The organism is Nitrospirae bacterium CG2_30_53_67, from assembly GCA_001873285.1.
Lineage (GTDB): Bacteria > CG2-30-53-67 > CG2-30-53-67 > CG2-30-53-67 > CG2-30-53-67 > CG2-30-53-67.
Genome location: MNYV01000016.1, coordinates 1 through 10943, shown reverse-complemented (window position 1 = coordinate 10943; position 10943 = coordinate 1). Strand labels below are relative to the sequence as shown.

Sequence of the window (10943 nt, the reverse complement as noted above, 5' to 3'; positions counted from 1 at the left end):
GACACGCGATTGCCCCGGCACCCTTTTCTTCAGATTCCGGATGATCATGCTCTCTCTGAAATAGTGGCGTGGGCCGAAGAATTCCGGCTCTTCGCCCCATGCCATCTTTTTTGCCTGATCGCAAGAAGGAGTCATCGTGCAACCTCTTATATAGCTTTGCACAAATAATGCTATATATTGTCATTCTCCGACCCAACCGGAGAATCCAGAACCCCTCTCTGGATTGCCCGATCAAGTCGGGCAATGACAAAACAAAGAATTGTATTGTCCGGTCGAGCCCCGGTAAACCGAGGGCAAGCCGGACAATGACAAAAACAACGATGTCGTCTCATTCCATGATTACAAACCCAGTCATTCCACGCACCACCCCCTGTCATTCCCCGACTGGATCGGGGAATCCAGATATTAACTCCTCATACAAATCTTTCCAATCCGGGTTCAACTTTTCAATCATATCCATTTTCCATTTTCGATTGTATTTTTTCAATCTCTTCTCTCTATTGAGAGCATATTCTGCGTCTTCAAACTGTTCATAATAGACAAGTTTATCTACACCATATTTTTCAGTAAACCCTTCCACTAATTTATTCTTATGCTGCCAAATACGCTTTATCAAATCAGAGGTTACTCCAATATACAAAGTACCATTTCGCTGACTCGCCAATATGTAAATGTAATAACTCTTTTCCATATAAATCTGGATTGTCCGGTCGAGCCCCGGTAAACCGCCCCGGCAAGCCGAGGGCAAGAGGGCAGGCCGGAGAATGACGAAACAAGGAACTGGATTGCCCGATCAAGCATGCCCTCCGACCCTCCGATCAAGTCGGAGGGCAGGCCCGATCGTGGGGTCGGGCAATGACAAAACAATGATGTCCTGTCATTCCACGATTACAAACCCTGTCATTCTCCGCACCACCCTCTGTCATTCCACGACTTGATCGGGGAATCCAGACGCCGTTCCCCGGCTTGACCGGGAAATTTAAACAATTAAAGAAACTGGATTGTCCGGTCGAGCCGGACAATGACAAAGTGTAAAACCGTTTAATAGGCCTGCCTGTACAATGGCAGACAGGTATTCGTCTATTATCTGAAGTCCGGTCAGATCTGTCTGCGTGCGGACACGCACAGGCAGGCCGGAGAATGACGAACTATAAATCCCAAACATCAGAGTGTTGAAAAATTAGGAGTTGCACGCAAACCTCTTTCCGATCTCCTCGGCCAATCCGGCAGTCAGCTTTGCCTGGGCCAAATGACCCCTGAATAACTCCAATGCATTTTCTGAGAGTCGGCGTTTAAGTTCAGCATCCTCTTTCAGCCGCAGAATGGATTCCTTTATAGACTGGATATATGGCGGTTCACAGAAAAGGACATCGTGTCCGCCGGTCAACAATTCCGAGAAGGCTTGGGATGCACGCGTCACCACCGGTTTGCCCATGGCCAAGCATTGAAAGACCTTGTTGGGGATGACCCGCCGCGCCTTGTCCGTATCTCCGAAGATCCCGAGACAGACATCCGCCTGATGGATATATCCCGGAAGCTCTTCATATCTCACCCACTCGATGAACTCGATATTCCTGAGTTCAAGCTTTAAAGCCAATTCGCGGATCTCGCGAGAGAGCTGGCCTTTCCCGATCATCTGAAATCGGATCTCCTGATTCCCCTCCAACGCTTTGGCCGCGTGAAGGATATGATGGATCCCATGAAGGGGAATATATTTCCCGTAAAAAAGGACCCTGAACACCCCGTCCTGCATGGGGGCGCTTTGTCTCGAGTAAAATAGATTCTCTTCGGCCCCGACGAAAACCCTGATGAATTTCTTCCGGTCAACATGAAAAAGTGCGGCGATATGTTCGATATGCGTATCCGTGTCCAGGATAACAAGGTCGGAAAGTTTCATCGACCACTTGTCCAGATAATAAAGGAGTTTCGCGAGAACCGACCTTTCCCGAAAAATCCCCCGGTCAAGGACAAGGGTATCATAAAGGGAGATCAGAGGGTTGAACACAAGAGGCCGCCGATGCACAAGGTTTAATAACTTTGCCAGGAGAAGATCCATCTGACCGATATACCCCACCATGAGAATATCGAATGGTCCGATCCGAAAATACCGGAAGCAGAGATGGATATACCCCCACAGGAGCCGGAAGCTGAGCAGCGTCAGATTGATGAATGAAAGATACCCGCCGGTTTTGTGATGCTCTCTCTCCCATAAAGGATAATGGCATTCGATCACCTCCACCCCGTTTCTTCGGAGTCCTTCAATGATGACCCTGTTTCTCGGATAATTCTTCTCATAGGTCCCAAAATAACAGATCTTCAGATGGGAATGCCCCTCACCCCCACCCTCTCCCCAGAGGGGAGAGGGGACTCGGTCGTTTACATCCCTCTTTCCACTACTATTATTTCCTCTCCCCGTTAGGGAGAGGATAAAGGTGAGGGGGAAAATTTTCATGCCTCTTTGTGAGCCCAGGTCTCGTGGATGTTTCATATGAGTTTTTTCATAATGATCGAAGGGTCTTCTTTCTTCCTGTCGGCATGCATCGAATGGATCAGCATCTCACCGAGCAGGCCCATGGAGATGAACTGGATCCCCATGATGATCGCCACCCAGCCGAAGACCATGAGGGGCCGGACATGCATGGGATATCCGAGGAGCCACTGCACGGCAAAAAAGGCGCTCAATGCCATGCCGGGGATGAGACAGAGCAGTCCGATGCCGCCGAAGAAGTGGAGGGGCCTTTTAAGATAACGCGTCAAGAAAAGAATGGTCAGGAGGTCCAGGAACCCCCGCGTGAAGCGCTCCATGCCGTACTTTGACACCCCATGAATTCTCGGATGATGTTCCACCTTGATTTCGGCAACCCTGAATCCCTTCCACCTGGCGAGCACTGGGATGAACCGGTGCAGTTCCCCGTAGATCCGGATATTCCGGATCACGTCCTTCCGGCAGCACTTGAACCCGCAGTTGAAATCATGGAGCTTGATCCCCGTCATCAAAGAGACCGCCCGGTTGAAGATCCGGGACGGCAAAGTCTTCCCGACCGGGTCCATTCTCTTGAATTTCCAACCCGAGACAAGATCAAATCCTTCATCAAGTTTTTCAAGAAAATGAGGAATCTCCTGAGGATCGTCCTGCAGGTCGCCGTCCATGGTAAAGATGATGTCTCCGGAGGCATGTTCGAAACCCACGGACAGGGCCACGGCCTTGCCGAAGTTATCCCGCAACTGGATGACCTTGGCCATGGGGTCTTTTGCGTGAAGCGCTTCGAGTTTCTCGCTCGTGCCGTCCCTGCTTCCGTCATCCACAAAGATGATCTCATAGGGACGGGCAAGAGGGGCCAATGCCGCGTGCAGAGAATTCAGGAGATCTTCAAGACTTCCGGACTCGTTGAATACCGGGATGACGATGGATAGGTCAAACTTTTGAGTCATTCGCCGCTCCTGCAGCCCAAATTTCCGGATACAATTTCCTGACAGTCTTGCTAACCTATTAAATTATAAAATATTTTCCTGGCTTAGACAATACAATAAATTGGTCAGATCTTTTTACTCTCCAATATGTAAACATAATAATATTTCATAGGGTTACTCTGAGTGAAAATAGATTCCTGCCTCCGCAGGAATGACAGTTTATAATATTGAATGGATTTCTGCTCCCTGCATACCACTTTATATCATTACATAATTAAAGCGACATAATATATCTAAGGTTGCATAGTATACTTAATCTTGTCCACCCTGTCGTCATTGCCCGACCCCCCGGTCGGAGTCGGAGGGCAGGCCCGATCGGGCAATCCACCCTTCGACAGGCTCAGGGTGACAATTGTCATGGTGAGCTTGTCGAACCATGGATTCTCCGGTCAAGCCGGAGAATGACGATATGGACAATATGTAGCCTCATTTATGCAAGGCTATATTGCAAGGCAAGCTTCGTAGAGCCTGCCCTACACTTGATCCGAAGAATGAGAGATCCGTTTACTCACCTTCGAGCCTGCGCTCTCCGATCCGCATGGGGAGATAGAGAAAAAGCATGTTCAGAAGCAAAACTGCGGCAAAAAAGAGCCCGATGACCACCTTGGCGCGTGTCAGGAGGGTTTCCTTGGAGACCTCGCCTAAAAAAATCCCGATGGTGGGTACGGACTCCAGGGCAATGGTGCTCAGGATCAGAAGCAGGGCCAGAAGCATATAATAGGTCCCGCGAAGGCCGGTTGAGACCTGGGATAGGTTCTCCGCCTCAAAGTTCGGATAGGCGGCGCCCATGCCCACGGAAAGCCCGGTGATGGATGCGGCAAGGAGAACGCCGGTGCCCATACTGATCATGACCATCCAGGTCTTGACATGGAGAAAGAACGTGGAGATACCCGTCAGTAACAGAGTCAGAAAGAGCATGGGGATGAAATTGACGAAAAACTTGTTCCAGAGAAATGTCCGGATGCTGATCGGCGCGGTCCGGATCAGCCAGAAGGCCCTTCCTTCCAGGCTTACGGAAGGATACAGAAATCGCACGGCAATCGAGGCCATCACGACACCCACAAGTCCGATATTGAGAAAGGCCACCATATATTTGATGCCCAGCCCCACCAGCGTCCCCCATTCAAGAGGCAGGGCCTTGATGCTGAACAGGTAGATGACGATCAGGGTGACAAGCAACGGAATCTGAGACCACTGCCCTTCATCCCGGATGAAAAGGAGAATATCCTTTTCGGACAGGCCGCGTCTGACTTTGCCGGACATTTTGTAAATCAAAAACCGGATGATTCGGCAGATCCCGAAGATTGAAAGCCATCTCCGGTTCTGCACGGACGTCTCGGACAGGGTGAAGAAAACCTTTTTTCCTTCCTGTGCCTTGAGCCACCCTGCGGCATAGAGGGCCTCAAAGGTCCAGTATCCGAAGACCATCATGGCCGCCCCGGTTGAGGCAAGGAGTACGGCATAAAACACGGGAGTCCCTTCGCCGGTATGGAAAAAGGGACCCAGGGCTTCGGCGGCCCACATGCTCGGAAGAAAGGGCGATGCCGGCGCCTGCATGCCGGCCAGAAACATGGTCAGGTTGGCAAACCATTCCGGATTGATCAGGCGTTCCGGACGCATGAACCGAACCAGCATATAAAGGAGCGCGAAGATCAGGAACCCCAAAAACACGAAAAGGCTCTTTCCCCGTCGTGCGGGGAGGACCGACATGATCAGGATGGTCAGCCATATCCCGATGCCTACGGGTATGGTCACGAAAACCGCAAGGATAAAGAGGAGCCAGGGATAATACCAGGCATTCACGAGAAACTGGAGCCCGAAGGCAAAGAACACGGGGATGCCGAAAAGAAGGACCATCCAGGATGCGCTGATCAGGGTTTCGATCCACTTCGCCGCATAGATCTTCCCCCGTGAGACAGGAAATGAAAGAAGCATGGGGAGCTCCTGGGAAAGATAGAAACGGCTGATGGCCGTGATGATCCCGCTGAACATCAGGATGAAGAAGCTGATCAGGATAAAAAGCGAGAGCCCCTTCAAGGTGAGGATCCTCCCGGCATCCGGGGAAAGGCTCTGAAGACGGGACAAGGCATGGCTCAGCAGAACGATACTCCCCCCCCAGAATCCTCCGCCGAAAATCAGGAGGAAAAAGGTTCTGAAGTAGAGGGTCCGGTCAAACCTGAGGATCCGGTTCTTGAATGCCCACCATTGGGGCGCAAGCAAAATCAGGATCTCTTTCATGGTCTCTCCACCTCGTGACTACAGTATTTTCAAAACCTAACCACGGAGAACACAGAGAATTCCTCGGATATTAATAGGCTGTTTGTCATTGTCCGGTCCCCCGATCAAGTCGGAGGACAGGCCCGACCGGACAATCCACCCTTCGACAGGCTCAGGGTGACAATTGTCATGGTGAGCTTGTCGAACCATGGATTCCCCGATCGAGTCGGGGAATGACAGCATCATTGATTCGTCATCATCCGGCTTGACCGGATGATCCAGTATTACGACCTGGTTCCCCCGGTCAAGCCGTGGGACGACATCTGGATTCCCCGATCGAGTCGGGGAATGACAATGACCGTGACTACAGGATCTTGATCAGATCCGCCATCTCCTCGCCGCCGGTAAGGTGGAGGAAAACATCCTCCAGCCCTCTGCCGCTCATGCTGGCCTGCTGCCGGATTTCTTCGGAGGTCCCTTCCGCAATCAGCCTTCCCTTCAGGATGATCCCCATCCGGTCGCACATCTTCTCCGCAATCTCAAGGATATGGGTGGACATCATGATCGTCATCCCGTGGTCCCTGGAAGACTGCATCATCTCCCTTAAAAGCCTCGCCCCCTTGGGATCGAGACCCACCGTGGGCTCGTCCAGGATCAGGATTTTCGGTTTTCTGAGGAATGCCGAAGCCATGCAGAGGCGCTGCTTCATCCCGTGCGAGAAGTTACCGATGAGTTCATCCTGCCATTTTTCGAGCTCGAAAAGTTTCAGAAGTTCCTGCCCCCGATCCTTTAAGGTCTGATCATCCAGTTCATAGAGTCCTGCAATGAAACGGAGGAATTCCCATGCCGTCAGTTTTTCATAGAGGTACGCCCGGTCAGGCACGTAGCTGATCATCTTTTTGGCCGGGATCGGTTCTTTCTGGATGTCATACCCGGCGATCCTGATGGTCCCTGAGGTCGGCTTCAAAAGCCCCATGATCATCTTGATGGTCGTGGTCTTGCCGGCGCCGTTGGGACCGAGCAGTCCGTAGATCTCTCCCTCCTTGAGTTCAAGACAGAGGCCGTCCACGGCCGTATAACCTCCGTACTGTTTGACAACATGATTGATGGTGATCATAAGACCTCCAACACTTGGATCCGTATCTTACCGATCTCTCGGATAAAAGCGAGAAGATCTTCCATGCCGCCCGTGACAAACCGTATCCGTGCGGCGCCGGCCGGCCATTCCCCCCGTGTCGGATCTACGGGCACCCACCGTCCGATCCAGACCTCGGCCCATGTATGAAAATAAAAGAGCCCGCGGACCGGAACCAGGCCTGCAACCATGCGGGTCGGAAGGCCGGCGGCCCTGGCCGCGGCTGTGTACAAAACCGTATACTCCAGGCACTCACCGGCCCTGTATTTGTGCGCATCCAGAGCCGTAGGAATCAGGGCGCTCGGCTGTGCCTGTATCCAACCGTACATCCTTCCCGTGAGACTCCCGGACACCAGGGCCGCGTCCGTCAAACCGCCCCGAACAGCCTTTGAGAATTCCTTGATTTTCGGATCATCGCTCTGCACCCAGGGCGTCGGTTCAAGGTATGGTTTCATGTCGTCCCCTGCGTAGGGAAGATCATAAGTATCTTTCTTGACTTCTTCCTCGGTATAACGCCGGATCTCGACCCTATCCCCGTTCACGGTCTGATCGTCTCCATTGAGCGCGGGGAATCGCGCAGGATCAATACCTTCGATTCTGACCGTCATCCCCTTCACCTTGGACGGCTCCGAGATCACGATATTGCTCTTGACCGTGGGGAGCATCAGGTAATCAAAAAACACCCCCTTTTTCAGGGCCGCTTTTGCCATCACCTCCGTCTCGTACATGACCAGGATCCCTGTGGGAAGTTCCTCACGCAGCGTGACCCCGGCCTCACTCATCCAGAACCGGTCTCTCATCCCTGGATAAGACAGGGTGACGCGATAGGCCGTATAAACCTGAATGCCCGACTTGACCGGGATCATATCCTCCACCTCGGCTGTGCCCTGAACCACATTCAGGGTTAGGAAGTCAAGCACGGCGAACTGAACCTTCCTCCCCATGACAAGCCCCTCCTCGAAAAGGGCGGCCTTGACCGTCAGCGGGAAATACGGGGGCTCCTTCATCTCCCTGTTGACGGCCCGGTGCTCTCCGCCTTTCTCCATGAACATGACCATGAGGCCGTCTTTAAATTCACCGTGCGCCTTGTACGACGACCCATCGACATCGCTCTCATAGTCGAATGACTTGACCCGGTATCCGGCATCCGAAAGACAGCGAAGGTCGTCCCTGACTGTTTCCTTGTTTCCATTCCGGTTCAGGGTCATCTCCGCGTGCTGGACAAAACGGTATTCGTTCCCGATCTTCTCCGTGGTGAAGTGCAGATGTCCGATCTTTTCCTTGTATTCCCCTGTCTCTGATTTCCGGGAGAGGTAAAGACCGAACCACTGGTCATGGATCCTGAAGAAATCGCCGCTGATTTTCTGCATGGGCGAGATGGCCACTCCGGAAACATAATGGCGGTAAATAAGCAGGGAAAAAACAAAAACCCAGGCAGCGACAATCCCGCAGGTCAGCAATCGAAACGACCGAACCGACATAAGCCTTGCCCCTTTTTCCTCTGTCGTCATTGCCCGACTTGATGATTGATCAAGCGATCACCAAAGCTCCAGCAATTGAGTCGTCATTGCCCGACCCCCCGGTCGGAGTCGGAGGGCAGGCCCGATCGGGCAATCCATGGTTCGACAAGCTCATCATGACAATTGTCACCCTGAGCCTGTCGAAGGGTGGATTCTCCGTTCGAACCCCGGTAAACCGCCCCGGCAAGCCGAGGGCAAGAGGGCAAGCCCGGTAAACCGTCCCGATAGATCGGGACAAGCGGGGCAAGCCGGAGAATGACAATATTTAACCTTCCTTTTGCAATCCTACTAAACATCTATCTTTTTAAATGATTATACCATATTCTCAATGTAATACAAGAGGTTTTTTAGGCGGACTGAAACACGATCCGGATATACCGAAAATTTCTGCGTTATTCCTTAAGATGACCGCTGCCTCTATGCTAAAAATTACGTTTAAATAACCATCATGAGCAAAACCTTTAATTCATTCAACATGCACAAATCTTCATTGACAGGCCATAGGCCTTCCCCTATTATACTTTTATCAGATCAACAGGGAATCATACGTGTTCTCTGTGTGCTCTGTGGTTAGAATTCAACAATACGGTCTTTTGCAGAGGAGAAAAACGCCTATGAACATCAAACGCGGCATGACTCTGATCATCCTGTTCACCATGCTTCTCTTTTACAGCGGCTGTGCCTATGTCAATGTCAAAACCCCCTACGATGCCGATCTCAACCTGACGGAACTTGGGACCAAGAGCGGGACCGCCAGCGCCTACAGCCTTTTATGGCTCGTATCATGGGGGGACGCCAGCTATGCCGCCGCAGCAAAGAACGGAGACATCAAGGTCATGAGACATGCGGACCAGGAGGTCGTTCAAGTGCTCTTCGGACTCTATTCCAAATGGACCGTGGTGGTTTACGGAGATTGATCAGGCAAGGGAGCATGATCTCATATGCCGCATAAAAGAACACTCATTCCAATCATTGTCTTGCTGTCCGCCCTCATGGCCGGTTGTGCGGGTATAACCGGGAGGGCTGGAAACAGCGTCTTGAACGGTTATGTTTACACCCACATCCGCATCCCCTATACGATCAACCTCGACAACACCCCTGCCTCGGCCCATCAAGCCGCCGGAAAGATCCTTCAGATCAACGAGCCCTTTTCCGGCTACGGTCTCTACGCCAAGCTCAAATCCAATGCTTTCGGCGATATCGCTAAGAAACATGGGTTGAAAAAAGTCTATTTCGCAGACGTGGAGATCAAAAACATCCTCGGTATATGGAGAGATGAAACCATCCATATCTATGGAGAATAGAACCCCACAGTCCCTCTTCGCTTTCCCGGTTCTTTTTGATTTGTACATGGGTCATGTGGGGTCAGACCTACACATTGCACAATTTTCTTATCTCACTTTCCAACGACTTGATTTTCCGGTCCAGCGTTCTGTCCTGCAAACGCAGACCGTCCAAACGCCTGGCCACCTGATTCACCTGTAGAGTAATAAATCAAAGATGACGGCACGGATTGAACGATCCATCAAAGCCTGGTGTGTGATATGTACTTCAAACATCGGGGAAGAAAAAAAGACGAATCCCGCCATGCGTTGCAGGACCCTTGATGAGTTCAATGCCCTGCCCTGATGGAAAGAATGCCTTGAAGCCCTGAGCCGGACTCATCTCCGGTCCACAAGAAGCTGATTAGCATTTAGGTAAACCCCCGGCTCTGCCGGGAGACTCCCAGAGTTTGGCCATTCCGGGAGTATGCAGTTAACCGAAATGCTTTACCCCTCGCCCTTGCCCTCTCCCACAAGGGGAGAGGGAACTGCCAGTGGGCTTCCCCTCCCTGGATGGGAGGGGATGGAGGGGAGGGTGTTTTTAACCGTTTGCGAATAGGCCCCTTTGAGGAGCCGGCAAACGTCAAGCCTCCGGCTTTGCCGGAGGTTGATGACTCAAAATATATTGCATCTCATCTTCTTTTTCTATATGGTATCCTGACACAAAACACAACATGATGGAGGATGTCCGAACTTATGAGCGAGGAACCGAACAAGGTCATCTACTCCATGGTCGGGGTCAGCAAGTATTACGACAAGAAGCCGGTCATCAAGGATATCTATCTTTCTTATTTTTACGGCGCAAAGATCGGCGTCCTGGGGCTGAACGGATCAGGCAAGAGCACGCTCCTTCGCATCCTGGCCGGCGTGGACAAGGAGTTTAACGGCGAGACCGTGCTCTCACCCGGCCATACGGTCGGCTTTCTTGAGCAGGAACCCGGGCTGGATCAAACAAAAACCGTCCGTGAGATTGTAGAAGAAGGGGTCAAGGAGACCGTGAACCTGATCCAGGAATACAACCGGATCAATGAGAAGTTTGCCGCGCCCATATCGGACGACGAGATGAACAAACTCATCGAGCGTCAGGGGGAGGTGCAGGAGAAGCTCGATGCGCTGAACGCCTGGGATCTGGACTCACGGCTGGAGATGGCCATGGATGCCCTGCGTTGTCCGGCAGGAGACACGCCCGTAAAAATCCTATCGGGCGGAGAGAAGCGCCGCGTGGCGCTCTGCCGGCTCCTCCTTCAGAATCCGGACATCCTGCTCCTTGACGAGCCG

At 52.0% G+C, this 10943-nt stretch carries 9 protein-coding genes and 1 pseudogene; 4 read left to right on the top strand and 6 right to left on the bottom strand.

Annotated elements, in window-relative coordinates; all coding sequences use genetic code 11:
• Nucleotides 1–373: 373 nt before the first annotated feature.
• The 6 genes from AUK29_00690 to AUK29_00665 form a co-directional block, all read right to left on the bottom strand.
• Nucleotides 374–691, bottom strand: coding sequence for a hypothetical protein (locus AUK29_00690; protein OIP66453.1), 318 nt, complete (start codon nt 689–691; stop codon nt 374–376).
• Nucleotides 692–1180: 489 nt separating this feature from the next.
• A complete protein-coding gene (locus tag AUK29_00685) occupies nt 1181–2452 on the bottom strand; it encodes a hypothetical protein (protein ID OIP66452.1) in 1272 nt (423 codons plus the stop codon).
• 32 nt (nt 2453–2484) lie between these two features.
• A complete protein-coding gene (locus AUK29_00680) occupies nt 2485–3432 on the bottom strand; it encodes a glycosyltransferase (GenBank protein ID OIP66451.1) in 948 nt (315 codons plus the stop codon).
• 543 nt (nt 3433–3975) lie between these two features.
• Nucleotides 3976–5709, bottom strand: a complete 1734-nt coding sequence (locus tag AUK29_00675) for a hypothetical protein (GenBank protein OIP66450.1) — start codon at nt 5707–5709, stop codon at nt 3976–3978.
• 343 nt (nt 5710–6052) lie between these two features.
• Nucleotides 6053–6805 carry an ABC transporter gene (locus tag AUK29_00670; protein ID OIP66449.1) on the bottom strand — a complete coding sequence of 251 codons (753 nt, stop codon included), beginning with the start codon at nt 6803–6805 and terminating at the stop codon, nt 6053–6055.
• A complete protein-coding gene (locus AUK29_00665; protein ID OIP66448.1) occupies nt 6802–8283 on the bottom strand; it encodes a hypothetical protein in 1482 nt (493 codons plus the stop codon). Before AUK29_00665 ends, AUK29_00670 begins: the two co-directional genes overlap by 4 nt.
• Before the next feature lie 674 nt (nt 8284–8957).
• On the opposite strand from AUK29_00665, the gene AUK29_00660 reads away from it, so the two are divergent.
• The 4 genes and pseudogenes from AUK29_00660 (at nt 8958) to AUK29_00645 (ending at nt 10943) form a co-directional block, all read left to right on the top strand.
• Nucleotides 8958–9260, top strand: a complete 303-nt coding sequence (locus AUK29_00660) for a hypothetical protein (GenBank protein ID OIP66447.1) — start codon at nt 8958–8960, stop codon at nt 9258–9260.
• A 24-nt stretch (nt 9261–9284) separates the two neighbouring features.
• Complete coding sequence (locus AUK29_00655) at nt 9285–9647, top strand: hypothetical protein (GenBank protein ID OIP66446.1); 363 nt, start codon at nt 9285–9287, stop codon at nt 9645–9647.
• Nucleotides 9637–9828: a hypothetical protein gene (locus AUK29_00650; protein ID OIP66445.1), complete on the top strand. Its 192-nt coding sequence runs from the start codon at nt 9637–9639 to the stop codon at nt 9826–9828. The genes AUK29_00655 and AUK29_00650 overlap by 11 nt, the downstream gene beginning before the upstream one ends.
• Nucleotides 9829–10349: 521 nt before the next feature.
• A pseudogene (locus AUK29_00645) lies at nt 10350–10943 on the top strand (energy-dependent translational throttle protein EttA).